Origin of the sequence: Metapseudomonas resinovorans, assembly GCF_002003485.1 — a bacterium.
Classification (GTDB): domain Bacteria; phylum Pseudomonadota; class Gammaproteobacteria; order Pseudomonadales; family Pseudomonadaceae; genus Metapseudomonas; species Metapseudomonas resinovorans_D.
In genome coordinates this window covers 56895-80910 of sequence record NZ_BDMA01000088.1, presented here as the reverse complement: position 1 = coordinate 80910, position 24016 = coordinate 56895, and the positions used below count along the sequence as shown (strand labels likewise).

Genomic DNA, 24016 nt, shown 5'->3' with positions numbered 1-24016 from the left:
GCAAGCTCTTCTTGTCACGAGGCTAATTGCAGCGCCCACGCTGCTGCTGGACTGCCGGGCATTTCACCGATCCGAACGAGCAGAACACGCAGCAGTCACCCGCCATTGGACGCAACAGCGCCTTGCAGTTGGTGCACTCGTAGTAGTACTGGCAGGATTCCGTGGGCATGGTTTCCTGCTTTGCGAAGCCGCAGTGCGGGCAAGTCAGCACCGACTCAAGAACGACAGCATTCATCGAAGCCTCACTTCCGCCAAGTGGATGGATCGGGGAAAAAGCTGATGCTTGACCTTGCCCCAATGGCAAGGTCCATCCTCAGAGAAGAGAGATATGGTCAGCAGTGAGTCGTAACCAAGGTGCTGTCGCCGTTACCTCTCCCTCAGAACTGGGTGTAGCAAACGGGAGTGTGACTGTGCGATCGGGTCGCGAAACCTGTCGACCCTCCCAATGACCAATCAACGGTCGTTTGCCCGCAGCCCGCCAGAAAGCAAGGTATAGGAACAGGAGTGCCGCCATGCGTAACGCCATTACCTACACTGCCCTTGCTGCCTTCATAGCCTTGGCAACCACTTCTGTGGGATACGCCGACCAGGCCAAGACTCCCGCCGAGAGCGGCTCCGCCACCACCAAGGGTGAAGGCACGCACATGATGGACGGCAAGCAGATGCCGATGATGGACATGATGCAGGAGATGTCCACCATGATGAAAAACTGCAACGCCATGATGGAGCAGATGAACAAGCAGATGGGCCAGGAGGCTCCCAAGGACGGCAGCAAGGTGCAATAGCGGCCTGAGCCTGCCGTCTCGGCAGCGCGCGGGTACCGCGCGGGACAATTGCGGCGTCATTCCAGCGTCTGGCCGGCCTTGGCAATTGCGCTCCAAGACTTGCCGCCATCCTGCGACAGGTAGACGTCGCGCTTGAAGGTAGCGATCGCCCACTCCTGCAGTTGAGTCGGGTTCTGCGCCAGGTAGGCGATGCCATCCTCTTGCAGCTCGGGCATGCCCAGTGAGGTGACCTTGCCAGTCGCCAACTCCACTTTCGACAACTTCGCCGCGTTGCCGTAGCTGCCGAACCACAAGCTATTGCCGTCCATGCTGAAGGCGAGCCCCAAGGCTTCTTCGCTCCGGCTGAGGGCCCGGAAATGCTCGCCAGCATCCCGCGACAGGTATAGACCGGCGTTGGTCGTCAATGCGACCGTCTTGCTGTCGGTCGGATGCACGGCCAGCGCGACGGGCTCCTCCGTGATCCCCTGCGCGCTTGCGCGTTGCCAGTCGACGCCCTCGTTCAGGCTGAAGTACAAGCCGGGGGCGTTCATGCGCGAGTTCGGGTGGCTGTTGAAGACATAGATGGCGCCGTTCTCGAATCCACTGGCCAGCAGGTGAAAGTCCGACTCGCCCTGCAGGCCCAGTTGCTGCCAGGTATGTCCGTCATCGCTGCTCTTGATCAGGCCGAAGGGGTTGGTCAGGCCGGTGCCCTCGGCCGGATGGCCACTGCTGTAGATTGCCCGGCGGGTCACGGCATAGCCCATGTAGTCGTGTTCCGGTCCGGTGGCCTTGCTCCAGTGTCCGGCACTGTAGATGGCCAGCCCATGGTGGCTGGGAATGGACAGCCGCTGACCGTCCGGACTGAAGGCCAGCCCGTGCACATGCATCAGGGTGATTGCCGCGTCACCGCAGGCGGCGAGTAGCGTGAAAGCGGCCAGAAGGCCGAGCGGAAGCGCTCGGCGGAGCGTCTGATTCAGTGGCATCGTCAGTCCTCCTTTTTCGTCAGCTAGCCGAGTCAAAAGAGGCGCCTGTTTCAGGCGCCGAGGGAGTCAACCTCCAGACCAAAGGAAAAGCGCAGGAGGCGGGCGTGCACATCACCTGCTCAAAGACCTGACGGACGCACGTCCGCAACGTGCATCCATCAGTTGAAGGGCCGGCGCTATATCCCCTGCGGCATATCGCGCCCCCTTCCTGCCGCTATTGCTGCATCGGCGCGATCGACACAATGGTCGCGTCCATGCCATCGGCGCGGAACTCGAACGCCACGTGGTCGCCGACCTTCACTCCCTTGAGTTGTTCAGCAGTGGCCTTGAAGCCCATGGTCATCGGCGGCCACTGCAGGGCCGGTACAGCACCGTGTGCGAGGGTCACCACCTGTTTCTGGCTGTCGATGGCTTTGACCGTACCGGTGGCCTGGGCAGTGGGCGCCTGCTCCGCCGCCTGTTTCATTGGCATGCCCGCCATGGTCTTGGCCTCCATCTTCATGGCCGGCATGTCTTCGGCGAACGCCGGAACGGACAGCACAGCCACAACACCGGTGATGGCGATCAGGGAATTCTTCATACAGTTTTTCCTTGCTGGATGGGGGTTACGGAACGGAGGTGCCGGCGGCGCATCAGACGGTAGGCCGCCGGCAGGACGAACAGGGACAGCAGGGGCGCGGTGACCATGCCACCGACCATGGGCGCGGCGATACGGCTCATGATTTCGCTGCCGGTACCGCTGCCCCAGAGGATTGGCAGCAGGCCGGCGATGATCACCGCCACCGTCATCGCCTTGGGTCGCACGCGCTGCACAGCGCCTTCGCGTATCGCGGCCACCAGACCGCGCTCGGTGGCGTCGCCGTTGTCTTCGCGTTCGGCCCAGGCATTCTTCAGGTAGAGCAGCATGATTACGCCGAACTCGGCGGCCACCCCGGCGAGCGCGATGAAGCCGACGCCGGTGGCTACCGACAGGTTGTAGCCGAGCAGGTAGAGGAACCACACTCCGCCGGTGAGGGCAAAGGGCAGCGTGGCCATGATCAGGAAGGCCTCGTCGAAACGGGCGAAGGTCAGGTAGAGCAGCACGAAGATGATCAGCAGCGTGGCCGGCACCACCAACTTAAGCCGCGCGTTGGCCCGTTCAAGGAATTCGAACTGCCCCGAGTAGGCGAGGCTCATTCCCGGCTGTAGCTTGACCTGCTCGCTGACGACCTGGCGCAGGTCGGCCACCACCGAGGCGATATCCCGGCCACGCACGTCGATGTAGACCCAGCCGGACGGCCGCGCGTTCTCGCTTTTCAGCATGGGGGGGCCTTCACTGACCCGAATGCGCGCTACGGTGCCCAGGGTGATCTGGCTGCCCTGCGGTGTGTAGATCGGCAATTGCTCCAGGGCGCCGGGCGAATCGCGCCATTCCCGGGGGTAGCGCACGCTGATCGGGAAGCGCGCCAGGCCCTCGACGGTTTCGCCAATGGTCTCGCCGCCAATGGCGCTGGCCACGATGGACTGCACATCGGCGATGTTCAATCCGTAGCGCGCGGCATCCTGACGGTCGATGTCGACGTCAATGTAGCGCCCGCCGGTCAGGCGTTCGGCCAACGCAGAACTCACGCCCGGGACGGTTTTGGCGACACGCTCGACCGCCTGGGTGGCGGCATCGATGTCGGCGAGATTGGCGCCGGCGACCTTGACCCCAATCGGGCTCTTGATGCCAGTGGCGAGCATGTCGATGCGGTTGCGGATAGGCGGAATCCAGATATTGGTCAGCCCCGGCACCTTCACTACCCGGTCCAGTTCCTCCACCAGCTTTTCCGGGGTCATGCCGGGCCGCCACTGCTCGCGCGACTTGAACTGGATGGTGGTCTCGAACATCTCCAGCGGTGCCGGGTCGGTGGCAGTTTCGGCGCGCCCGGCCTTGCCGAAGACGTGCTCGACTTCCGGTACCGTCTTGATCAGCCGATCGGTGATTTGCAGCAGCTGGCTGGCCTTTTGTGCCGACAGACCCGGCAGCGCCGAAGGCATGTAGAGCAGGTCGCCTTCGTCTAGCGGCGGGAGGAACTCGCCGCCCAGCCGCGAGATCGGCCACAGGACGCTCAGGAAGATCAGGGTCGCGGCCGCCAGGGTGAGCTTGGGATGGCGCAGCACCCCATCGAGGGCGGGCTGGTAGAGCCGGATCAGCCAACGGTTCAGCGGGTTCTGCTCCTCCTTGGGGATATGCCCGCGAATCCAGTAGCCCATCAGCACCGGCACGAGGGTCACCGACAGCCCGGCGGCTGCCGCCATGGCATAGGTCTTGGTGAAGGCCAGCGGGCCGAACAGCCGGCCCTCCTGGGCCTCCAAGGTGAAGACGGGGATGAACGACAGGGTGATGATCAGCAGGCAGAAAAACAGCGCTGGCCCGACTTCGGCAGCAGCCTCGGTCATCACGTGCCAGTGGTGCTCACCCTTCAGCGGCTCGCCGGGGTGGGTCCGATGCCATGCCTCGATCTTCTTGTGGGCGTTCTCGATCATCACCACGGCGGCGTCCACCATGGCGCCGATGGCGATGGCGATCCCGCCCAGGGACATGATGTTGGCGTTGATCCCCTGGTAGCGCATGACAATGAAGGCGATCAGCACACCGATCGGCAGGGAGATGATTGCCACCAGCGAGGAGCGCAGGTGCCAAAGGAACACCGCGCAGACCAGGGCGACCACGATGAACTCCTCCAACAGCTTGTGGCTGAGGTTTTCCACGGCGCGATCGATGAGCTGGCTGCGGTCGTAGGTGGTGACCAGCTCCACCCCGGTCGGCAGGCTTTTCTGCAGTTCGCCCAGCTTGGCCTTGACCGCGGCGATGGTTTCGCGGGCATTCTTGCCACTGCGTAGGATCACCACGCCGCCCACCGTCTCGCCATCCCCGTCCAGCTCGCTGATGCCGCGGCGCATCTCCGGCCCCTGTTGGATGGTGGCCACATCGCCGAGGGTGACCGGCACGCCGCCGACGCCGAGCTTGAGCGGCACGGAACGGAAGTCGTCCAGGGTCTTCAGATAACCCGAGGCGCGCACCATGAACTCGGCCTCGGCCAGGGTGATCACGGCGCCGCCGGTTTCCTGGTTGGCCTTGCCGATGGCCTCGATCACCGCGTCCTGAGTGATGCCTAGGCTGGCCAGCCGTACTGGATCGAGCTGCACCTGGTACTGCTTGACCATGCCCCCCACGGTCGCCACCTCGGCGACATTGGGGAGGGTCTTCAGCTCGAACTTGAGGAACCAGTCCTGCAGGGCACGCAGTTGCGCCAGGTCGTGCCCGCCACTGCGGTCCACCAGGGCGTACTGGAAGATCCAGCCGACCCCGGTGGCATCCGGCCCAAGAGCCGGCTTAGCGGTGGCCGGCAGGCGCCCCTGGACTTGGCTGAGGTACTCCAGCACCCGCGAGCGGGCCCAGTAGAGGTCGGTGCCGTCCTCGAAGATCACGTAGACGAAGCTGTCACCGAAGAAGGAATAGCCTCGCACCGTCTTCGCTCCCGGGACCGAGAGCATGGTGGTAGCCAACGGATAGGTGACCTGATTCTCGACGATCTGCGGGGCTTGGCCCGGATAGGGCGTGCGAATAATCACCTGGACGTCGGAGAGGTCCGGCAACGCGTCGATTGGCGTGCTCTGCACGGACCAGACGCCCCAGGCAGTTGCGAACAGGGTGGCCAGTATGACCAAAAAACGGTTGGCCACCGACCAGCGTATCAATGCGGCGATCATGGCTGGCCTCCAAGCTTCTCCAGGCGCTCGACCAACAGGCCAGCATCGGTCTGGCGTACCCCCACGCGCACTTTGTCGCCGGCCTTGATGCCGACCATCAGGGCCGGGTCGGCCAGCGGGAAGGTCATGGTCATACCCGGCATACCCAGCGTCTTGAAGGGTCCGTGGGCCAGGGTTACCCCGGCGTTGTCGATGGACATGACCTGCCCTTCGGCTTCATGCAGACTGACTGGCGCCTCAGTCGTTGGCGTCTCGATCTCAGCAGCGGTCAGCCCTTTGAGGCTGGCTTCGGAATCCAGCAAGAACTGCCCGGAGGCGACCACCTGTTGGCCCTCTGTGAGCCCTTGGGTGACCACCGTCTTGCCGGCGCTTTCCGGCCCGAGTCGGACTTCCACCGGCCGGTAGCGCCCACCGTCTTCGGCGACCATCACCAAGGCACGCCGGCCGGTGCGAATGACGGCTTCGCTGGGCAGCCAAAGGACGCTCTGCGACGTCGACCGGTTCAGGCTGACCTGCGCCGTCATACCGGGCCGCAGGCGGCTGTCCGGATTGGGCAGTTCGACCCGCACCCGCAGCGTGCGGCTGTCCGGATTGGTTTCCGGCAGGATGGCGTCGACCGTTCCCGCAAGTACCTCCCCCGGGAATGCGGGCAACCGCGCCTCGACTGCCTGGCCTTGGGCAATGGCCCCGGCTTCGGCTTCCGGAACCGCCAGGCTGAGCCAGACGCTGCCCAGGCCATTGACCCGGGCCAGGGTGGCGCCTTCGGCCACCGTCATGCCAGTGCGCACGTCCAGTTCCTGCACCACACCACCGATGGGGCTGCCCAGGGTCAGGACCGCTTGCGCCTTGCCGCTGCGTTCCACCTGGTGGATCAGCGCCGCCGGCATACCGAGCAGACGCAGACGTTGGCGGGCCGCGGCCAGCAGCCCGGCATCACCGCTCTGCTTCAGGGCGAGGAACTCTTCCTGAGCAGCGGCCCAGTCCGGGATCAGCAAATCGACCAGAGGCGCCCCGGCCTGGAGCACATCGCCGGGAGCCCGAGCATAGACCCGCTCGACGAAGCCGGCGGCACGGGCCTGCACCACGGCGACCTCGCGTTCGTTGAAGGCCAGCACACCAACCACATCTAGGCTGTTTGCCAACGGTCCACGGCTGACGGAGGCCAGGCGCAGGCCGAGGTTCTGGGTCAGACTGGGGTCGATGCTGATAGTCGCGCTGTCCGCAGCGCCGCCGGCATACTGCGGCACCAACTCCATGTCCATGAAGGGTGACTTGCCCGGTTTGTCGAACTTCTGCTGCGGGTACATGGGGTCGTACCAGTACAGCACCTTGCGCTCGTCCTGCGGCGCGGATTCGGCTTCGGCGCTGGCGGCCGGCATCGCGGTCATGGGGCGTCGCGCGAACCAGTGACCACCGGCAGCCCCTATGGCCAGGGATAGACCTGCCACTGCCAATCCAGTCCAGATACGCGTGGTCATGGGTGAGTCTCCCCGTAAGTGAAGTGGAGCTTGGCGCTGGTCAGGGCACGCTGGCCTTCGAGGTCGATCTGCTTGAGGCGCGCCTCGATCTGTTCGCGGCGGGCGGCGATCACAGAGGCCAGCTCTCCGGTACCGGCGCGGTAACTGGCCGTGGTCAGGTCGACTTTTTCCTGGGCCAGGGGTAGCAGGCTGTCCTGGCTGCGACGGACGGCACGGTCCAGGCGCTGGTACTCGGCCAAGTCCGCTTCCAGTTGCTCGGCATGCTCACGGGTGAGCGCTTCACGCTCGGCTTCCACCTGGTTCAGCTCGGCATGGCGGGCGGCGATCTTGGGGTTCTGCCGGGAGCCGGGAAACAGCGGCAGGTCGAAGGTGAACTCCACGCTCACCATGTCGCCGAACTCGCGGCCACGGTGCTGGTAGTCGATTTCCCAACTCCAATCCGACTTCTTCTCCGCCTCGGCCTCGCGAACCTTGGCCTCCGCCTCGCGGGTGATGGGTGCGAAGGCCGTCAGTTCGGGATGCACTTGCAGCTTGTGGGCATAGCCTGCGGCGGCGATCGGCCAGCTTGGCAGGTCGCCGGCCAGCGGCTCGTCGGCGGCCGGGCCTATCCAGCGGCGCAGGGCGGCACGGGCTGTGGCTTGCTGACTGGCCAATTCATCTTGGCGCTCAGTCAGGTCGGCCGCCTCCTGCTTGGCGGTGACCGCATCTGCGGCCGGTGCCCGTCCTCCGGCGATCTGCGCCCGCACGCTGGCAGCCAGCAGTCGGTTCTCCCGGAAAAACGTCTCGAACAGCGACTGCTTGCGCTCCACGGTATGGCGGCTGATCCAGGCCAGCGCCGTGGCCTGGCGAACCTTCAGACGTACGACGCGGCGTTCGGCCTCGGCGCGCTCGACGGCGGCTTCGGCCACCTCTGTGCGGGCCCGGCGCTTGTCACGGTTGGGCACTTCCTGCATGACCCCGACCATCTGCATGGTCATGAAGTCCTGATCGATGGTCCAACGGTCGGGACCGCCCACGGGGTAGTTCTGCACGCCGAGCAGCAGCTTCGGATCGGGCAGCTCTCCGGCGGGAATGGCGGCGCTACTGGCAGCCTGCAATTTGGCCGTCTGGGCCGTCAGCGACGGGGCATTGTCCTCGGCCAAGCGCAGGGCTTCATCGAGGGTCAGGTCGGCGGCCAGGCTCGGCAAAGCCAGCACCGACGCCACCAGGGCGGCCACAATGGGCCCGCCGGTGAAATAGCGTGTGGGGTTCATCGTCACGAATCCTGTAGTTTTCCGCTGCGCCGCGCACAAGCGCGCACGCAGGTCGACCGCTCCGCACAAGCGGAACGGCAGTCAACGGGGAACAGGAATCAGGCGCAGGGGGGGCGCCAAACCGCCGAGGGGGTGGATTCAGGCAGGAAGTCGCTGGCGACAGTTGCCACGATGGGGGAAGCAAGATTGCTTGCAGGTTTCACGTACGTCACCTGCAGGACGCTGACGGATTTGCATTCCAGGCCCGATTTGCAGGGCTTGCCATGGTCGGACAGTGCGCCCATGTCGTCGCAGCAGTCCTGGTCCATGTCGACCATCTTCGCCATGCCTGCCGTCTTCATCGGGCAAGGCTCCGAAGGCGACTGCACCCCCGCCATCCCGCTAAGGGGAAGCGTGAAGCTGATCAGGAGGAGCAGACACAGCCGCAGGTAGCGTTTCATGCGAGGCAGTCTAGTCGCTGGCAACTGGCCGCACAATTACCGCTCTGTAAGGAGACGTACTGTTTGTACATGGATGTCATAACTGAACTGGCCTTTATAAACGGTCAATTTTGCACGAGCACAGAATCAGCTACCAAGGTGGACCTTGCCGCCGGGGCAAGGTCAAGTGCTTGCTGAGTTCAGTGATGAGGTTACGCAGACGATCTATAGAGCGGGGTACTGGAGAGTGATGGCCCCGGGTTCCAGCCATAAGCGTGGGGCGGACGCTGACCGTCGCCCCGGGATCAGCCAATTCCGCCGAGCGCCGGGAACAGCTCCAGCAGCCAGTAGGCGAAGGCTGTGAGCTGACCAGTGACCATCGCCAGGCCCATGAGGATCAATACAATTCCGGCGGCCAGATGAATGGTCCGGCTCCACTGCCGAAGTCGTTTCAGGTGGGCCAGGAAATGGTTGGTGAACAGCGCGGTCAGCAGGAACGGCAGGCCCAGGCCCAGCGAGTAGATGGACAGCAGGGTGATGCCGTTGGCACCGGTGGAGCCCCGGGAGGCGCTCAGGGTCAGGATGCTGCCCAGGATCGGGCCGATGCAGGGTGTCCAGCCGAAGGCAAAGGCGACGCCGAGCACATAGGCCGCCAGTGGCCCGCCAGTGGACTTCAGCTGATGGACGAAGCGCACATCCATCTGTAGCCAGCGCGGGTGAATCAGGCCGGTGATGAACAGTCCGAAGACGATCACGACCAGTCCGCCGACCAGGTTGGCTTCCTGCCGGTAAGCCAACAGCAACTGGCTGATGGCCGTGGCGCTGGCTCCCAGCGCGATGAAGACTGTGGCGAAGCCGAGGACGAAACTCAGGCTCATGCCCAGCACTGCCAGCCGCTCGCGCCGACCCTCCAGCTCCTGCAGCTCGTCGACTGAGCGACCGGCGACATAGGACAGGTAACCAGGTACCAGCGGCAGCACACAGGGAGACAGGAAGGAGATCATGCCCGCCGCGAACGCGCTGAGGATACCGATGCCACCCAGGCTCATGACCGCCTATTTCCTCCTGCTCGACGCAATCACTTCCCGCAGGTACGCGACGACCTCCGGGCTATCCCAGGTCGCCTCGCCGAGCTTGCGCCCCAATTCCCGGCCCTCGCGGTCCAGCAGCAGGGTGGCCGGCAGGCCAAACGCACCAAGTGCTGAAATCGCCGCTGCATTCTCATCGATATAGATGCCCAGGTGCCGGATGCCGACCTCGCGATAGAAGTCGCGTACGACCCGCACCCCGTCCAGGTCGATGGACAGCGCCAGGACCTGAAAATCGGGGCCGCCAAGCTGCCCCTGCAGGCGATCGAGGGTCGGCATTTCCTGACGGCAGGGGGCGCACCAGGTAGCCCAGAGGTTGAGCAGCACGATCTTGCCCTTGAAGTCGGCCAAGGTATGCGGTTTGCCTTCGCCATCGACGAACTGGACCTCTGCCACCGGCCTTGGCTCGGGCCAGATCGTCAAGCCGGCGCTGGTATCAGTCTCGGCGGCCTGGCTGATGGCCGGCAGCGCAAGGGTGAGAAGTCCCGCGAGCGCCAATCCCCAGGCCCAGAGCAAAGTGCCTTTCGCACCGCCAATGGGCGTTGTCCGCCGCGATGGGCTGACGCCATGTGGTTCCATGGAGGGCACCTCCGTCAACCCCAGCCTCCAAGCCAGGTGGGGCCTCTCGGGGCCTTGTAGTAATCGTAGTCCACAGCCTCCAAGGGCAACCGCTGTATCGGCCGACACCATTGAGCTCACAGTGTTGTCAGGATGCTGCCAACTAGCTACCCAACCAAGCCCTTCAAAAGCTGAGGGGGCGCACGTACGGCAACGTGAGCGGCCAATTGGAACGGTGCGATACTGAATGCATGGAGTTCAAGATGGTCTCCCAGCCAGTTCCAATGCTGAGCGGGGTGTTTATGAAGCGCATGGAGAAGAAATTCTGGCGAGTGGGTCCATGCCGGATAGACGGACTCCTCCTGCTTATCTTTTCTACTGCGGTTGGGGCAGCCGACCTTGAGGTGAAGGACGCGCGACTGCGGCTTCTGCCTGGCGACCTGCCGGCGGGGGGATACTTCAGTCTGAGTAATGCCAGCAAGCAGTCCGTCGTCTTGGTGGGTGCTGAGAGCGCAGCTTTCGAGCGCGTGATGATGCATCGGAGCACCGAGAAGGATGGCATGGCCGGCATGGAGCACGTGCTGCGGCTGGAGGTGGCGCCTGGCGAAACGCTCAACTTCGCGCCGGGCGGCTATCACCTTATGTTCATGAAGCACCTCGCTCCGCTCGCCATCGGCGAAAAGGTGAACGTAACCCTGCTCTTCGCGGATGGGGCGCATTTACCGGTGACATTCCTGGTGGTCTCACCGACGTCACAGTAGGAGGTGGAGTATGCGCCAGTGGCTTCTGCTTTTGCTGACTGCGCTATTACTCACCGGCTGTGGTGAACCGAGCTGGCATTCCAAGGACATCTCAGGCTCGATGCCCGCGCTTGAATTCAAGCTTACCGACGAGAACGGGCGCCAAGTGAGCGCCAAGGACTACCTTGGCAAGCCCACCCTGTTGTTCTTCGGGTTCACGCACTGCCCTGATGTTTGCCCATCGACACTTGCCTATCTCGCGGCGGTTTCCAAGCAGCTCGACGGTGAGGCCCGGGAGGACTTGCAGGTCTTGTTCGTGTCGGTCGATCCAGCGCGCGATGATCCGCAGGCGCTGCGCAGCTACACCGACGCTTTTGGGCCGCAGTTTATCGGGCTGACCGGGGATAAGGCCGCGCTCGATGCGCTGACTCGCCGCTACTACAGCCTCTACGAATACGGTGCCAAGGACGCAGCGGGCAATTATGACGTGATGCACTCCACGGCCGTGTTCGCCTTCAATCGCAAGGGCGAGGCACGCTTTCTATTTCGTGAAGGCGATCCGGTGGACGCGGTGACGGCGGATCTGCGCCACCTTTCGGCAGACCGCTAGGGGAGTATTGCCGATCACCGATAGGTCACTTTCGGTGGATTCCGCCGTGTGGATGCCGGGTCAGAACGCCGACTTTGAAGGTTGTGAGGCATGCAGCGCTGGAGTTTGAATCGCCCTACATTTCTCGTTTGACACGCAGGACGGTAGTTGTAGAGCAGTCGGCATGCCGCGCCGTAGATCTAATGCCTAGACCCGCCCTCAAAAGCTCAGCGACCCGCTTGTGCAGATCGGCGTCAACGGGGCGCCCCTTGTATTTTCCTTCATCCTTGGCCTTCTTAATGCCCTGCGCCTGGCGCTCGCGGCGCTGCTCGTAGTCCTTGCGGGCGATGGCGGCCATCATCTCCACCAGCATCGAATTGATGGCGTCGAGCATGCGCCTGGTGAACTCGTCACTCTTGGTGTTGGCGATACCCTGGTGGCTGGTAGGCAGATCGAGCGCGACAATGCGCAGACCCTTGGAGTCTATGGCAGCTTTCATCTTCTGCCAATCCTCGGCTGGCAGACGGGAGAGGCGGTCGATGGACTCCACCAGTAACACGTCACCCTTGCGCGCGTCCTTCAGCAATCGCAGCAGCTCGGGGCGGTCGGCCTTGGCGCCGCTGGCGTTTTCCATGTACTCGGATGCAATGACCTGACCATGGCTGGCGGCGAACTTCTCCAAGGATTCGCGGGCGCGGCTGGCATCCTGCTCGATAGTGGAGGCGCGAAGGTAGGCGCGAACGAACATGATTCCTTGCTCCCGTATCACTTGAGGTGCTTTTTAATTAATGTTGCACTTTGGGTGTTACTTTTCAACGAATCCGCGCAGAAAGGTTCCTTTCATCCTGTTTCTGTTTAGGTACGCCCGTACGCCGACGTATCAGTCACCATCTCCGTAACGGTGACTGATACGCGCCGCAGACTTACTTCAGCTCGATGGTGAGAGGTACCCGAATGTGCGAGCGAGAGCTGCTAGCTTTCCATCGTCACTTCTTGCGATAGGATTGTTGATGTTTGGGCCGACGATCGGAACATGTGAAAAGGGCGACCAATCCTCACGCGAGGATCCAGTCGCCCGTTATTCCAGATTGTGATTCTAGGATTAAGCTCGAGATTCAGGTCTTGGCTTGAATCTCAACGTCGAGACGCGGACGCATGGCAACTGCTGCCGCCATTCGATGTATGCGACTTTCTTCCAAACCTAGGTTCTTCGCCGTGAAGACAGTCGTCCATACTTTTCCATCAACTCCCCAAGTGCCGCTAGGGATGGTCTGAAATAGCCAAGTATTCCTGGCTGACTTCAGCGCCCGCCGATTTTTGAAAGCGGCCAATCGATCAAAACACTCAGATCATCAGCGCTTCCCTATCTTTTTCGCCGCCGCGGGCATCTCGCGACGGCCAGCTTCCGCATTACAGACGCACCTCGCTTGTGGTGGCCAGCACATGCCGGCGCGCCATCCACAGGTTCGACAGCGCGAACAGCGTCACCAGTTGTGCGGTGTTCTTCATCAGCCCACGGAAACGTACCTTGGTGTAGCCAAACTGCCGTTTGATCACGCGGAACGGGTGTTCGACCTTGGCGCGGATCTGGGCCTTGGCCTTCTCAATTTTGCAGATCGCTTTGTACAAGGCACTGCGCTTGCCATGTTTCTTGTAGGTGCTGCGCCGGGCCGCGATCTGCCAGATGACCTGGCGCCCAGCGTGCTCTTCACGCTTCTCGACCCCGGTATAGCCGGCATCAGCACAGACGGCGTTCTCCGCGCCGTGCAGCAGTTTGTCGACCTGGGTAACGTCTGCAACGTTGGCCGCCGTACCCACCACGCTGTGCACCAGACCAGACTCGTCATCCACTCCGATATGCGCCTTCATGCCGAAGTAGTACTGATTGCCTTTCTTGGTTTGGTGCATTTCCGGGTCACGCTTGCCGTCCTGGTTCTTGGTCGAGCTGGGCGCATGGATCAGCGTGGCGTCGACGATGGTGCCCTGACGCAGCGACAGCCCGCGATCCCCCAGGTAGCCATTGATCACGCCCAAGATGCCGGCTGCCAGTTCATGTTTTTCCAGCAGGCGACGGAAGTTGAGGATCGTGGTTTCGTCTGGAATACGCTCCAGGCTCAGCCCGGCAAACTGGCGCAGGATGGTAGTCTCGTAGAGCGTTTCCGCCATCGCCGGATCGCTGTAGCCGAACCAGTTCTGCATCAGATGCACGCGCAGCATGGCCATCAACGGGTAGGCCGGACGGCCCCCTTCGCCCTTCGGGTAGTGCGGTTCGATCAGGGCCACTAATCCCTTCCACGGCACCACCTGATCCATCTCGATCAGGAACAACTCCTTGCGGGTCTGCTTACGCTTGCCGGCGTACTCGGCGTCGGCGAAGGTCAACTGCTTCATCGAAAAACTCGGGCAACAGGATCGGCGTATTTCACCAGAAACGGGAAGTCTTCTTCAGCGTTTCCCTAGTCGTTTAACTTGTGGGCGATGCTTACTGTTCATGAACAATCGATACCTGATTACTAGTGGGTTTTCGGCGGGTGTAAGAAGTCACATGTACACAGATTTATGTTCATGAGGGGCCTCCAATCTGTCTGTAGAAGACTCCCTGGGATTGTCCTCCCAGTCGCCAGCGAACCATGCCTGCAGCACAAATTCCCCGCGACGGGAAAGCTGGAGCGCTGGCCGCTGCGGCTCGAGACCTCCGAGGCTGAGCTGGTGCTGCCCGACACGATGATATCGAACACGATCGAGCCTCTTGCCTATGCCGCAGTCCGGGGCAGGGGCATCGCCTTTCTACCAACCTTCCTGGTGCGCGAAGCGCTGGAAAGCGGCCAACTGGTCACAGTGCTGGACGATTACATTGACCGTCAGGTCGCCTTCTGGATGCTGTGGCCATCCAGCCGTTTTGCCTCGCCCAAGTTGCGCGTTTTCATTGACTACATGAGCGCGCACCTGCGCATCTGATCGCTTACGCCAGCAGGTTCAGTATCCCCCTTGACTGACCGGCATCAGGGCGAGCTCGCTCCCGCAGGGTGTGGGCTTAACCCAAGGCTGTGAAATCGCTGGCGTGCAGATCCTGGACGCCCACCAGTTGGATTTCGAACTCGGGGGTGGCGTCGGCGTTGACACTGCCCTGGAGAATGCCATTGGCAAAGCGCAGTTGACCGGTGGCGTTGGCAGGGTCGAAGGCGTTGCTGCCGATGAAGGTGAAGGCGTCGACAGTTGCGGTCAGCGGGTTGGCGTCCAGGCCGGTGAAATCCAGATGATCGCCCTCGGTGCTCTTGAAACCGTTGATCACATCGCGCAAAGCCCCGACGCCCATGTCCGACAGCGCACTGAACGCGAAGACATCCGTGCCAGTGCCACCGGAGAGGTTGTCGCTGCCGGCACCGCCGATCAGCCGGTCATTGCCCGAACCACCAACCAACGTATCGTTGCCTGCACCACCGTTCAGAACGTTTGCGGCGCTGTTGCCCGACAGACTGTCGGCGTAGGCGCTTCCCGTCAGGTTTTCGCAGAATTTCAAGGTGTCGAGCCCGGAACCCGTGGTGTTTTGTTGCGCTGACGTCGACAGGTTTACGGTAACGCCGGACAGGGCACGCTCGAAGGACACCGTGTCAATGCCATCGCGCCCGTCGAGCACGTTGTTGCCGGCTCCGGCGAACAGCGTGTTGCTCAGCGCGTTGCCCGTGCCATTGGCGGCGCCAGCGCTATCGATATACAGATGCTCGACGTTGTTGCCGAGGGTATAGGCCGCCAGGCTGCTGTGCACACTGTCGATTCCTCCAGGCGCCGCACTGCTGTTGGTCTCGATCACGGTGTCATCGGCGTTGTCGACATAGTAGGTGTCGTTGCCATCACCGCCGCTCATGCTGTCGGCCCCGGCGGCACCGTCGAGCAGGTTATTGGCGGCATTGCCGGTGATGAAGTTGTGCCGCTCATTGCCGGTGCCGTTGATGTCCGAGACGCCGGTGAGCACCAGGTTCTCGAGATTGGCGCCCAGTGTCCAGCTGACGGAGGCCTGCACCGTATCGATCTGCGAGGTCGATGTACTGGTTTCCACCACGCGGTCGAACGCGTTGTCGACCACATAGATGTCGTTGCCATTGCCACCGGTCATGGTGTCGGCGCCAAGGGATCCATCCAGTGTGTCGTTGCCCGAACTGCCCACCAGGGTATCGGCCTGGTGGGTGCCGGAAATCATGTTCCGGGCGTTGTCGAAAATGTCCTGCACGCTGTTGTTGTCGTTGGGGTTGCCCTGGAAGCCGAGGTCATCGGCAATGTAGTCGGCCAAACGCTGGCCGACGATCTCCGCTGATTCTTCGTGCAGATGCCAGACGTCGTCGGGATACGCCAGCGGATCGACATCGTGGCGCAAGGGGAGGTCGGTGTAATCCACCGCCAGCTTGACGTCGGCGCGCTCGGCGGCGATGGCTTCCTGGGCCGCGCGGACATAGCCAACCCCCTCGACGATGGAGGCAATCTTCTCTTGCGAATAACCACGGGCACGCGCCGCATCCTGATCGTAGTGACCGGTTTCCATCATGTACACGCTGAAGTTGCCGAACTGGGCATGCAGGTAATCAAACACCTTCAGGGTCGCGACCTTGTACGCCGCTGCTGCCGCTGCTTTGTCCGTGGCGCGGGCGATCTCCTGGGCGGCTTCCTCGCCCTGCCCCCAAATGATGCCCATGGTGACGTTATTGATCGATTGCAGTTCGCTGAGCTGGTCCCGCAGTAGCGTTACGGCGCGCAACAACGCGGCCCCGGGTTGGTTGGTGTCGGTCAGCCACCAGCACAACTCGAGTTCCCCGGCGCTGAGCGTCGACAGGCCGGTGACCGTGCTGCCGCCCACTGCAATGTCGATGCCGTTGCCATTGGCATCGGTGAACTGGCTGCGCACGTCATAGGGGGTGTAGCGGTCCAGGTCGTTGACCAGCATAGAGGTGCCGGACTGACCGTCGTCCTCGGTCATGCGCAGCAGGCGCGCATTGGATTGGCCGAGGGTGGGCAGGTAGAGGATGTCCTGCTGGACGCGCTCGCCGAACACAAAGTCGCTGGCGGTCAGAGTATTGAGGTAGTTGCCGTTGAGGGCGATTTCAAAACGATTGTCATCGGCATCCGCTTCGGCGGACTTGATGTAGGTCTTGTCGCGGGCCGCGTTGAGGGTGATGTACAACGTGCCATTGTGGCCATCGCCGAGGCCAAGAAAGCCCAGGCCCGAAACATCGATCTTGTCGACACCCACGGTGAAGTCATAAATCGTGTCGCTGGCCGTGATACCACCGGTGTCGTAGTCGCGGTAACTGTCGAGCAAGTTGCTGTAGCGGAAGGTGTCGGCACCGGCGCCGCCGTACAGCGAGTCGCGTCCGGCGCCGCCGTCGAGCTTGTCGTCGCCCGCGCCGCCACTGAGGCTGTCGTTACCCGCCAGGCCGAGCAGGGTGTCGACCGAATCGCTACCCAGCAGCGAGTCACTGGCGCTGGTGCCGGTGATCACACGATTGAAGATGAAGTGGCTGGCGGTCAGGGTGCCGGTGAGGTTGCCCGAGAGAATCAGCTCGAAGCGATTGCCACTGGCATCGGCATCGTAGTCCTTGATGTAGGTGCGGTCGCTGCTGGCGCTGTAGCTGACCTGCAGGGTGCCGCCACGGCCATTGCCCAGTCCTGTGAAACCGAGGCCGGCGAGATCGATCTTGTCCTGCGTGACGTCGAAGTCGGTGATGGTGTCATCGAAGCTTGTGGTTGCGTTGCGGTAACTGTCGGACTGAACGGTGAAACGGAACGTATCGGCGCCGGTGCTGCCGGTGAGTTTGTCGATGCCTGCACCACCCACCAGAATGTCGCCACCGGCCCCGCCATTGAGGGTGTCGTTGCCGGCAACGCCGTAGAAAATCTCGCTGGCGGCGCTGCCCAGCAGGGTGTCGTTGCCGGCCGTACCTTGCACGATGGTCATCAGCACCGTGGCGCTGACGTAGCTGCCGTCGCCATAGATCAGCGTGGCGCCGTTGCTGGTGTGACTGATGGTGTTGCCGATGATGGCATTGCGATCGGTGCCGTCTTCATTGCGCTCTGCAACGCCGTAGGTCGACAGGTTGCTGCCGCTGATGATGTTGCCCTGGATGGTGTTATCACTGCCGTTGAAGTACTTGCCGGACACGCCCAGGGTATCGTCGTAGGATTGGATGATGATCTCCGGGACGGGGCTGCCCAGGGAATTGTTGTTTAGCGTGTTGTCGATGATCTCGACGTGGTTGCTGCCGTAGATGCGCACCCCTGCGCTGGCGTTGTCGTGAATGTCTACGTCGCTGACGGTCACCTCGCTAGACAGTTTGATCAGCACCCCTTCGGCGCCGTTGCCGTACACCTCGCCACCGGTGATGGTGATGTTGCTGGGGGAGGGGATGTCCTCGCTGCCGCGCTGCACCACCATGCCAGTGCCGCCGTTGTTGTAGGCAACGTTGTTGGTGAGCGTGAAGTCGTGGGTGCTGGTAACGATGTTGAAACCGTGCCGGTCGTTGTCGTAGGCGACGTTGTTTTCGAAAGTGCTGTCACTGAGAAAGTCGGCAACGAAGCCGTCCAGGCCGTTGCCGTGGGACACGCTGTTCTTGATGATCATGTTCACGGTCTGCTCGTGGGGGTCGAAACCGTATCCGGAGCAATCCTTGATCTCGACGCTGTCGAGGGTGACGTTGGAGTCGTAGCCCGCTTCGCCGGGAATGTAGCCGTTGAACCAACCGTCGATCTTGCCCGTGGTGTTGTCACGGTTGCCGTCGATGGTGAGGTTGCTGACGCCGAAGTCGTGGGTTTGCTCGCCATAGGCGGAGCGGATGACTCCGGTGATCTTGGTGTCGGAGCCGTCAGCCACCTTGACGGTGGTTGCGCCCATGCCGTCGCCATACAGGTAGACATTGCTCTTGAGCATCAGGCAGCCGTCGGAGGGTTCCTCACCTCCCGAAACGATATAAGTTCCGGTCGGCATGTACACCTGCCCCCCGCCTGCAGCGGCCGCCGCATCAATTGCATTTCGTATTGCCGCCGTGTCGTCAGTGATGCCATCTCCTTTGGCGCCAAAATTTTGTACATTAAAAATCATGAGTTTATCTCCGTATCGGCCGAAAACCTCGGTAGTGCCAATATTCAATCGACAACTACTGTTTTATGGCCCAACGGAGCGCAAAAGTTTTGACCGCATAGCCCTCCCCAAGGACCAGTGATCGCCAACGTCAAACCTGTCGTGATCAGGCCGCCAACCAACAATCCAACAAAGGGCAGGATGGGTACGCCCCTGAAGTTCGCTGGCCGATCCATCCCGTTCCAGGTCTGGTAGCGCCGTTTCTCGTCAGCCATGGGCAGCCATCCTCAGATGGTGCCGCCGAGCGCCTTCCAGGCCCACGGAGCGACGACAGCCATGGCGGCGCCGGCTGCTGCACCGATCACGAAGATCTGCAGGAAGTCCAACCAGCCGTAGGAGTGATCACCTGCCAGTCGGGCGATCATCAAACGGATGGCGCCATAGGCGGTGCAGCACAGGAAAGGTGACGCACATGAAACTCTTTATCGCCGATCAGACTTGCTCCGAAGCCGTCCAGATCATCGCCAATGAACTGGACCTCGACCTGGAACTGGTGCACTTCCCCTGTCCGCAGGCGTATGGGGATAGCCCCGCCAGGCTTCGCTCGGGGCGCGGTAGTGCGCCCTATCGCGGCGGCGCTTGCGCAGGCTGTAGTCGAGGATCACGCCCAGGCGCTCCAGTTGGCGCACCCGCCCCAGATCGGGTGGCTCGTCGAGCGGAATGACCTGCGGCACCCGGGCCCCGCCCTAAGTGTCATCCTGGCGCGAGGACTATACTGCCTTGACCCCTCCGGGGGCCTCCGTATACGGATCCCAGCTTGCAGCCTGCATAGGTAGCCGTCGCCTCCGCTGCATCCAGTCCGCTTCCCCGGAGGCAGCAATGGCCGCGATGCAAGGAGGAAAAGACGTGATGCCCACCAACCACCAACGGTTCGCGCATGCGATGGCCGACATGGATGCGGTCGAGATCAAGGTCACGATCCGTCCCGATCAGGAACTGCTCGCGGAGCGGGCGATGGCACTCAACGAAGACACTGCGGAAGTCCGAGAGCTTTACTTTTACGATACCCCCCAGCTCGATCTGTTCGACGCCGGGGTTGCGTTGCGCACCCGCCTCGTCAAGGGGGACGACGATGATTCCACCGTCAAGTTCCGGGAGGTGGAGGCCACGAGCATCGCTGAGTACTGGAAGCAACAGCCGGGCTTCAAACTGGAGGCCGATTGTGTCGGCGACCGGGTGGTCTGCTCGGCATCGCTTACGGTTCGGCAGAAACGTGACGAAATAGATGCTGTCGCGAAGGGCAAGCGGCCGATCGAGAAGCTCTTCTCTAAGGAGCAGGAACGGCTCCTCGGCGAACTCTATAAAGGCACAGTTGACTTCGGTGCTCTGCGCGTTCTCGGTCCGATTCGCGTGTTGCGTTGGAAGCTCAAGGAAAAGGGCTTTGCCTACGAATTGACACTCGAGGAATGGCGGCTCCCGAATGGCGAGGATCTTGTCGAGGTTTCGATCAAGACGCCGCCGGGAGAGGCACTCCAGGCCAGGATGGCCTTCGAGCAGCACTTGCGCGAACTCGGCCTCGATCCGATGGGGGCGCAGGAGACCAAGACGCGCACTGCCCTGAACTACTTTGCCAAGGCGCAGGGCTAAGCGAAATGGTAGCGCGCACCTCGTGACGAGCCGCGCATCCGCCGCGTAGCGACAGGACCAGGACTTGAGAGCAGGACTCTACAATGACCACGATCATTCCACGCTGGGAGTGGCGAACTTTCGGTCGCCGGTTCGGCATTGCGGAAACCCGGTTCGCCGGACTGCAACCGACGGCTGTCCAGGACAGCGACGAGCTTTATCTGCTCGCCGGCAGCGCCGACAACGTCAAGATCCGGGACGCCTTGATGGACATCAAGGTGCTGCGCGAGGTCGCCCCGGATGGTCTGGAACGCTGGGAGCCGGTGATGAAGCAGGGCTTCCCGCTGGCGGCGGCCGACATGCGAAACGTGATCGCCGCACTCAATCTGCCAGCGCCCCCGCTCAAGCGGGATGCCTATACGCTCGACCAGTTCCTCGCCGAGCTGGTCGTGCCAAGCGGCGCGCTGCGCCCGCTGACCGTCCACAAGCACCGGGTGCGCTATAAGGTCGGCGGCTGTACTGCGGAAGTCACCGAGATCACGGCGGAGGGCAGGGCCACGCGGTCGATTGCAATCGAGTCGGAGGATGCCGCCGCGGTCATCGCGGCGGTCGCATCGGTCGGTCTAGCCGATTACTGCAACATGAGCTATCCCCGCGGCTTGCGGGCCTTGCTGGATGCGGCGCCAGAGCGCTATGCGGTGATCGACGCAGGCACGAACTCGATCAAGTTCCACATCGCCGAGCGTGCTGCCGACGGCAGCATGTGCACGGTGGTCGATCGGGCTGAAATGACGCGCCTCGGTGAGGGGCTCGAGGAACGTGGCGAGATCGGGCACGACGCAATCGAGCGAACCGTGAAAGCGATTGAGAAGATGGTTGAGGAGGCGAAGCAGAACGGCGCCCTGGCGATCGCGGCAGTGGGCACGGCCGGTTTGCGCATGGCGCGCAACGGGGCCGCCGTGATCGCGACGATCCGCGCGCGCACCGGGGTAGCGATCGAAGTCATCTCCGGTGAGGAGGAAGGTCGCCTGGCCTATCTTGCCGTAAAGGCTGGGCTGGAGCTCCCCGAGGGCTCGCTGGTCGTGTTCGACACCGGCGGTGGCAGTTCGCAGTTCACTTTCGGCCGTGGGGCGCGCGTCGACGAGCGCTTCAGCGTCGACGTGGGAGCAGTTCGTTACACCGAACGCTTCGGGCTCGACAACGTCGTCTCCCCCGAGGTGCTCGGTGACGCACTTGCCGCCATCGCCGCGGATCTGGCGCGAATCGAGGGGCGGCCGGCGCCCGACCTGCTCGTGGCGATGGGTGGCGCGATCACCAACCTCGCGGCAGTGAAGCACGCGCTGACGACCTACGACCCTGATGTCGTGCAGGGCACTGTCCTCGATCGCGCCGAGATCGATCGCCAGATCGAACTGTACCGCTCCCGCAGTGCGGCGGAGCGTCGTACGATCGTCGGCCTTCAACCGAAACGCGCAGATGTCATCTTGGCTGGTGCCTGCATCGTCAGGACCGTGATGGACAAGCTCGGCCAGAACGCACTGCGGGTCAGCGATCGCGGCTTGCGGCATGGCCTGCTCGTCGAGCGCTTTGGCAATTGACCTGTCCCGACTCGGCGCGGATGGCTGGCGAGCTCCTCGAGTCTCGGGCGTGGATCTCGGTAGTCGAAAAACCCCCGAAACTGCTGAGGCTTTCGGGGGTTTTAGTGTCAACGGGTGGCCTCACGACCGTTTCGACCGCTGGCCACCTGCGCTTGCGGCCTCCTGTGCACCACGCTTGACTGAATGATGGGGGCTCACCTTACGGGAGAACTCAGATGCTCAGACGCTTGCTCCCCTTGGTCATGGTGGCGCTGTTCATTGCGATCAGTGGCTCGTCCTGCAACGGCGGTGGTGATGGTGGCGGAGGTTCGCAGCAAAGCGAGCCCATGGGCGGTAGTGGAGGTTACTAACGCGAACGAGCCCCGCCCGGTGCGGGGCTTTTTCGTCGTTGCGCCATCAGCGCGTCAGCGGCAGGGCTGCGCCGACCAGTGCGAACAGCGTGCCGCAACCACGGTTGAAGCCCTTGCCGCCGCGCTCCAGCCACGGCCGGATCCTGAACGCCAGGCGCGCCAGGAGGTACTCCACCAGGAACTCCACTGCCGCGAAGGTCGCTGCCATCACGATGAACTGGCTGACCAGTGAACGCTGCAGGTCGATGAACTGGGGCAGGAAAGCACCGTAGAAGAGCAGCACCTTGGGATTGGCCAGAGCCGACAGGAACCCCTGGCGGAACAGGTTCGACGGCGGCGGTGTGCCTGCGCCGGTCGGCGGATTCAAGTGCAGGGCGGGGGCTCGCCAGAGCTGCAGGCCCAGCCACACCAGATAGGCGCCACCCACCCACTTGAGCACCGTCAGCGCAGCGGACGAAGCCTCCAGGAGGGCGCCCAGCCCGAACATCGCCAGCGCGATCAGCAGACTGAAGCCGGAGACGCTGCCGGTGATGGTGAACAGCGCGCGCTTCGAGCCATGCAGCGCCCCGTGGGTGAGGGCTAGCAGGCTGTTGGGGCCGGGCGTGAGCGCCAGGCCGATGGTGGCGATGAAGTAGATCAGCCAGGTATCCGGAGCCATCTGTCAGTCCTCATGAAAACCTGTGGCCAGTCTAGGGACGGCGAGTGGGTGCATGAGGTATTTTCTGGACATCCTTTGGTAGTTTCTGGACATGCCGTCATGCACGCAGACGCCAGCCAACCCGATGTTCGCTTCCTGCTGTTGCCGCTTCCCGAGTTCAGCCTGCTGCCATTCGGTGGCTTCCTGGACAAGCTGCGTTTCACGGGCGATGACGAAGACTACAGTCGGCAGCGCTACTGCAGCTGGATGATTCTCGGCCTCGAACACGGGCACGTCGTGTCCAGCAGTGGGGCGGCCGTCCAGGTGGATGCCAGCCCGGAGCAGGTTGCGCTGGCCGACTACGACTACCTGGTCGTGTTCGGTGGACGGCGTGCCGGCGCGACCGAGGCCCTCGCCCCCCTTTACCGGCCGCTCCTGCGCAAGGCCGCTGCGCAAGGCGTGAAGCTGGTGTGCATCGATAACGCCTGCTTCCTCTTCGCTGCCTGCGGCTTGCTGACCGGCCACAAGGTGGTGGTGCACTGGCGGCATGAAGCCGAGTTCCGCGCCTCCTATCCGCGCATCCCGCTACAGCGCGAGCGGCTCTACTGCCTCGACGGCAACCGCATTTCCTGTGCAGGCGGTGCTGCGGCCATCGACCTGGCGGTGGAACTGCTGTCTCGCGCCTGTGGCCGAACCAAGGCGCTCAAGGGCCTGGCCGACATGCTGGTGGATGAAAGCCGAAGCAGCGAACACCTGCTGCGCTCACGAGAGGCCGCGACGGTTCACGGGCGGCACGTCGATCGCGCCATCGCGCTGATGCGGCAATGGATGGCGTCCGCAACCGGTGCCGACGCGCTGTCGGAAGTGGTGGGCGTCAGTCGCCGTCAGCTGGATCGATTGTTCCAGGCCAGCCACGGCGTGACGGTAAAGGCCTACTGGACCGAGATGCGCCTGAACCATGCGAAATGGCGGCTGTTGAATTCCGATCACAGCCTGGCGCTGATCGCCGACGAAATCGGTGCAGCGGACACCAGCCATCTGGCCAGGTTGTTTCGCACGCGCTTCGGCGTCTCACCTGCCGCCTTCCGGCAGCAGGAAAGGGCACGGGTGGAACGCGTAGACGAGTAGGACC

The 24016-nt window shown here is 62.8% G+C and carries 23 protein-coding genes; 8 read left to right on the top strand and 15 right to left on the bottom strand.

The window, feature by feature from the left end:
* Positions 1-22 precede the first annotated feature (22 nt).
* Complete coding sequence (locus MnOB_RS24750; protein ID WP_077527150.1) at positions 23-235, bottom strand: GDCCVxC domain-containing (seleno)protein; 213 nt, start codon at positions 233-235, stop codon at positions 23-25.
* Positions 236-512: 277 nt separating this feature from the next.
* On the opposite strand from MnOB_RS24750, the gene MnOB_RS24745 reads away from it, so the two are divergent.
* Positions 513-785, top strand: coding sequence for a hypothetical protein (locus tag MnOB_RS24745; RefSeq protein WP_077527149.1), 273 nt, complete (start codon positions 513-515; stop codon positions 783-785).
* A gap of 56 nt (positions 786-841) precedes the next feature.
* Here MnOB_RS24745 and MnOB_RS24740 read toward each other — a convergent pair whose 3' ends face one another.
* The 8 genes from MnOB_RS24740 to MnOB_RS24705 form a co-directional block, all read right to left on the bottom strand.
* Positions 842-1747 (bottom strand): F510_1955 family glycosylhydrolase, encoded by a 906-nt coding sequence (locus tag MnOB_RS24740; RefSeq protein ID WP_077527148.1) that lies wholly within the window; start codon positions 1745-1747, stop codon positions 842-844.
* 214 nt (positions 1748-1961) lie between these two features.
* A complete protein-coding gene (locus MnOB_RS24735; RefSeq protein WP_077527147.1) occupies positions 1962-2327 on the bottom strand; it encodes a copper-binding protein in 366 nt (121 codons plus the stop codon).
* Positions 2324-5482, bottom strand: coding sequence for an efflux RND transporter permease subunit (locus tag MnOB_RS24730; RefSeq protein ID WP_077527146.1), 3159 nt, complete (start codon positions 5480-5482; stop codon positions 2324-2326). The genes MnOB_RS24735 and MnOB_RS24730 overlap by 4 nt, the downstream gene beginning before the upstream one ends.
* Positions 5479-6960 carry an efflux RND transporter periplasmic adaptor subunit gene (locus tag MnOB_RS24725; protein WP_077527145.1) on the bottom strand — a complete coding sequence of 494 codons (1482 nt, stop codon included), beginning with the start codon at positions 6958-6960 and terminating at the stop codon, positions 5479-5481. The genes MnOB_RS24730 and MnOB_RS24725 overlap by 4 nt, the downstream gene beginning before the upstream one ends.
* The gene (locus MnOB_RS24720; protein ID WP_077527144.1) at positions 6957-8213 is read right to left on the bottom strand and encodes a TolC family protein; all 1257 of its coding nucleotides are present in this window, start codon (positions 8211-8213) and stop codon (positions 6957-6959) included. The genes MnOB_RS24725 and MnOB_RS24720 overlap by 4 nt, the downstream gene beginning before the upstream one ends.
* 98 nt (positions 8214-8311) lie before the next feature.
* Complete coding sequence (locus MnOB_RS24715; protein ID WP_077527142.1) at positions 8312-8653, bottom strand: hypothetical protein; 342 nt, start codon at positions 8651-8653, stop codon at positions 8312-8314.
* A 284-nt stretch (positions 8654-8937) separates the two neighbouring features.
* Positions 8938-9681 (bottom strand): cytochrome c biogenesis CcdA family protein, encoded by a 744-nt coding sequence (locus MnOB_RS24710; protein WP_077527140.1) that lies wholly within the window; start codon positions 9679-9681, stop codon positions 8938-8940.
* Between the two features lie 6 nt (positions 9682-9687).
* A complete protein-coding gene (locus MnOB_RS24705; protein ID WP_077527138.1) occupies positions 9688-10299 on the bottom strand; it encodes a TlpA family protein disulfide reductase in 612 nt (203 codons plus the stop codon).
* Positions 10300-10529: 230 nt separating this feature from the next.
* On the opposite strand from MnOB_RS24705, the gene MnOB_RS24700 reads away from it, so the two are divergent.
* Entirely contained in the window at positions 10530-11039 is a 510-nt protein-coding gene (locus MnOB_RS24700; protein ID WP_234358324.1) for a copper chaperone PCu(A)C, read from the top strand.
* 10 nt (positions 11040-11049) lie between these two features.
* Positions 11050-11628 carry an SCO family protein gene (locus MnOB_RS24695; protein ID WP_077527136.1) on the top strand — a complete coding sequence of 193 codons (579 nt, stop codon included), beginning with the start codon at positions 11050-11052 and terminating at the stop codon, positions 11626-11628.
* Between the two features lie 115 nt (positions 11629-11743).
* Here MnOB_RS24695 and MnOB_RS24690 read toward each other — a convergent pair whose 3' ends face one another.
* Both MnOB_RS24690 and MnOB_RS24685 read right to left on the bottom strand, forming a co-directional pair.
* A complete protein-coding gene (locus MnOB_RS24690; RefSeq protein WP_077527134.1) occupies positions 11744-12355 on the bottom strand; it encodes a recombinase family protein in 612 nt (203 codons plus the stop codon).
* Positions 12356-13017: 662 nt separating this feature from the next.
* Positions 13018-13998: an IS5 family transposase gene (locus tag MnOB_RS24685; protein WP_077527132.1), complete on the bottom strand. Its 981-nt coding sequence runs from the start codon at positions 13996-13998 to the stop codon at positions 13018-13020.
* Between the two features lie 168 nt (positions 13999-14166).
* On the opposite strand from MnOB_RS24685, the gene MnOB_RS24680 reads away from it, so the two are divergent.
* On the top strand, positions 14167-14565 hold the full coding sequence (locus tag MnOB_RS24680; RefSeq protein WP_371580299.1) for a LysR substrate-binding domain-containing protein: 399 nt from the start codon (positions 14167-14169) through the stop codon (positions 14563-14565).
* Between the two features lie 76 nt (positions 14566-14641).
* Here MnOB_RS24680 and MnOB_RS24675 read toward each other — a convergent pair whose 3' ends face one another.
* From MnOB_RS24675 to MnOB_RS28940, 3 genes are read right to left on the bottom strand one after another with little or no spacing between them, the layout of a single operon-like run.
* Entirely contained in the window at positions 14642-18694 is a 4053-nt protein-coding gene (locus MnOB_RS24675) for a glycosyl hydrolase family 28-related protein (RefSeq protein ID WP_077527130.1), read from the bottom strand.
* A gap of 44 nt (positions 18695-18738) precedes the next feature.
* Positions 18739-18948, bottom strand: coding sequence for a hypothetical protein (locus tag MnOB_RS28945; protein WP_158713854.1), 210 nt, complete (start codon positions 18946-18948; stop codon positions 18739-18741).
* 12 nt (positions 18949-18960) lie between these two features.
* Positions 18961-19098, bottom strand: coding sequence for a hypothetical protein (locus MnOB_RS28940; protein ID WP_158713853.1), 138 nt, complete (start codon positions 19096-19098; stop codon positions 18961-18963).
* Positions 19099-19552: 454 nt separating this feature from the next.
* Between MnOB_RS28940 and MnOB_RS24665 the strand changes: the two genes are divergently transcribed.
* From MnOB_RS24665 to MnOB_RS29400, 3 genes are all read left to right on the top strand, one after another.
* Entirely contained in the window at positions 19553-20320 is a 768-nt protein-coding gene (locus MnOB_RS24665) for a CYTH domain-containing protein (protein WP_077527127.1), read from the top strand.
* 83 nt (positions 20321-20403) lie between these two features.
* Positions 20404-21897 carry a Ppx/GppA phosphatase family protein gene (locus tag MnOB_RS24660; protein WP_077527125.1) on the top strand — a complete coding sequence of 498 codons (1494 nt, stop codon included), beginning with the start codon at positions 20404-20406 and terminating at the stop codon, positions 21895-21897.
* Positions 21898-22112: 215 nt separating this feature from the next.
* Complete coding sequence (locus tag MnOB_RS29400; RefSeq protein ID WP_256873260.1) at positions 22113-22247, top strand: hypothetical protein; 135 nt, start codon at positions 22113-22115, stop codon at positions 22245-22247.
* 46 nt (positions 22248-22293) lie between these two features.
* Here MnOB_RS29400 and MnOB_RS24655 read toward each other — a convergent pair whose 3' ends face one another.
* On the bottom strand, positions 22294-22905 hold the full coding sequence (locus MnOB_RS24655; protein WP_077527124.1) for a LysE family translocator: 612 nt from the start codon (positions 22903-22905) through the stop codon (positions 22294-22296).
* A gap of 99 nt (positions 22906-23004) precedes the next feature.
* Here MnOB_RS24655 and MnOB_RS24650 point away from each other — a divergent pair, with 99 nt between their 5' ends.
* Positions 23005-24012 (top strand): GlxA family transcriptional regulator, encoded by a 1008-nt coding sequence (locus MnOB_RS24650; RefSeq protein ID WP_077527123.1) that lies wholly within the window; start codon positions 23005-23007, stop codon positions 24010-24012.
* Positions 24013-24016 lie beyond the last annotated feature (4 nt).

Excerpts from the sequence above, each read along its gene's own strand:
- MnOB_RS24745 (WP_077527149.1), top strand. The coding sequence starts at position 513 with ATGCGTAACGCCATTACCTACACTGCCCTTGCTGCCTTCATAGCCTTG.
- MnOB_RS24680 (WP_371580299.1), top strand. The coding sequence starts at position 14,167 with ATGTTCATGAGGGGCCTCCAATCTGTCTGTAGAAGACTCCCTGGGATT.
- MnOB_RS24700 (WP_234358324.1), top strand. The coding sequence starts at position 10,530 with ATGGAGTTCAAGATGGTCTCCCAGCCAGTTCCAATGCTGAGCGGGGTG.
- MnOB_RS29400 (WP_256873260.1), top strand. The coding sequence starts at position 22,113 with ATGCTCAGACGCTTGCTCCCCTTGGTCATGGTGGCGCTGTTCATTGCG.
- MnOB_RS24665 (WP_077527127.1), top strand. The coding sequence starts at position 19,553 with ATGGCCGCGATGCAAGGAGGAAAAGACGTGATGCCCACCAACCACCAA.
- MnOB_RS24730 (WP_077527146.1), bottom strand. The coding sequence starts at position 5,482 with ATGATCGCCGCATTGATACGCTGGTCGGTGGCCAACCGTTTTTTGGTC.
- MnOB_RS24675 (WP_077527130.1), bottom strand. The coding sequence starts at position 18,694 with ATGATTTTTAATGTACAAAATTTTGGCGCCAAAGGAGATGGCATCACT.
- MnOB_RS24735 (WP_077527147.1), bottom strand. The coding sequence starts at position 2,327 with ATGAAGAATTCCCTGATCGCCATCACCGGTGTTGTGGCTGTGCTGTCC.
- MnOB_RS24750 (WP_077527150.1), bottom strand. The coding sequence starts at position 235 with ATGAATGCTGTCGTTCTTGAGTCGGTGCTGACTTGCCCGCACTGCGGC.
- MnOB_RS24695 (WP_077527136.1), top strand. The coding sequence starts at position 11,050 with ATGCGCCAGTGGCTTCTGCTTTTGCTGACTGCGCTATTACTCACCGGC.
- MnOB_RS24690 (WP_077527134.1), bottom strand. The coding sequence starts at position 12,355 with ATGTTCGTTCGCGCCTACCTTCGCGCCTCCACTATCGAGCAGGATGCC.
- MnOB_RS24710 (WP_077527140.1), bottom strand. The coding sequence starts at position 9,681 with ATGAGCCTGGGTGGCATCGGTATCCTCAGCGCGTTCGCGGCGGGCATG.
- MnOB_RS24725 (WP_077527145.1), bottom strand. The coding sequence starts at position 6,960 with ATGACCACGCGTATCTGGACTGGATTGGCAGTGGCAGGTCTATCCCTG.
- MnOB_RS24660 (WP_077527125.1), top strand. The coding sequence starts at position 20,404 with ATGACCACGATCATTCCACGCTGGGAGTGGCGAACTTTCGGTCGCCGG.
- MnOB_RS24705 (WP_077527138.1), bottom strand. The coding sequence starts at position 10,299 with ATGGAACCACATGGCGTCAGCCCATCGCGGCGGACAACGCCCATTGGC.
- MnOB_RS24655 (WP_077527124.1), bottom strand. The coding sequence starts at position 22,905 with ATGGCTCCGGATACCTGGCTGATCTACTTCATCGCCACCATCGGCCTG.
- MnOB_RS24715 (WP_077527142.1), bottom strand. The coding sequence starts at position 8,653 with ATGAAACGCTACCTGCGGCTGTGTCTGCTCCTCCTGATCAGCTTCACG.
- MnOB_RS24685 (WP_077527132.1), bottom strand. The coding sequence starts at position 13,998 with ATGAAGCAGTTGACCTTCGCCGACGCCGAGTACGCCGGCAAGCGTAAG.
- MnOB_RS28940 (WP_158713853.1), bottom strand. The coding sequence starts at position 19,098 with ATGATCGCCCGACTGGCAGGTGATCACTCCTACGGCTGGTTGGACTTC.
- MnOB_RS24650 (WP_077527123.1), top strand. The coding sequence starts at position 23,005 with ATGCACGCAGACGCCAGCCAACCCGATGTTCGCTTCCTGCTGTTGCCG.
- MnOB_RS24720 (WP_077527144.1), bottom strand. The coding sequence starts at position 8,213 with ATGAACCCCACACGCTATTTCACCGGCGGGCCCATTGTGGCCGCCCTG.
- MnOB_RS24740 (WP_077527148.1), bottom strand. The coding sequence starts at position 1,747 with ATGCCACTGAATCAGACGCTCCGCCGAGCGCTTCCGCTCGGCCTTCTG.
- MnOB_RS28945 (WP_158713854.1), bottom strand. The coding sequence starts at position 18,948 with ATGGCTGACGAGAAACGGCGCTACCAGACCTGGAACGGGATGGATCGG.